Origin of the sequence: Mycobacterium montefiorense (assembly GCF_003112775.1) — a bacterium.
Classification (GTDB): Bacteria; Actinomycetota; Actinomycetes; order Mycobacteriales; family Mycobacteriaceae; genus Mycobacterium; species Mycobacterium montefiorense.
Window position 1 is genome coordinate 1 of sequence record NZ_BFCH01000025.1, and the last position, 574, is coordinate 574.

Below are 574 nucleotides of genomic sequence, written 5' to 3' on the forward strand. Positions count from 1 at the left end.
ACGCAACCACCCATCCAACACAAACAACGCCGCCCCCGGCACCGGAACCCCAATCGGCGGCACCCCCGATTTCGGTGTCAACGGTGCACTGATGGCCACACACATCGTGGTCTCAGTCGGGCCATAGGCGTTGACCATCACCCGGCCAGGCGCCCACCGATCCACCACCTCAGGCGGGCAGGCTTCACCAGCGATCACCAACGCCACCGATTCCAAACCCTGCGCCGACAACGCCGCGACCGCCGACGGTGTCTGACTCAACACCGTGACCTGCTCAGCCACCAACAACGCGTGGAAATCCTGCGGCGAACGCGTCACGTCTTCGGGCACAACGACTACCCGCCCACCACGCAGCAAGGCACCCCAGATCTCCCACACCGAAACGTCGAAGCTATACGAGTGCCACTGCGACCACACACCCTCACGCGGGAGTCTGGTATCCAGCGAGTCGATCAGGTCGGTGACGTTGCGGTGCGCAATCCCAACACCTTTAGGCACACCGGTAGTGCCCGAGGTGTAAATGATGTACGCAATATCGTCAGGATCAGGACCGGGCACCACCGCGGTGGTGGGT

At 62.9% G+C, this 574-nt stretch carries 1 protein-coding gene; it reads right to left on the reverse strand.

Translation table 11 applies throughout. The features are described from left to right. A partial coding sequence (locus DB708_RS21555; RefSeq protein ID WP_133251044.1) for an AMP-binding protein occupies positions 1-574 on the reverse strand: 574 nt, incomplete at both ends.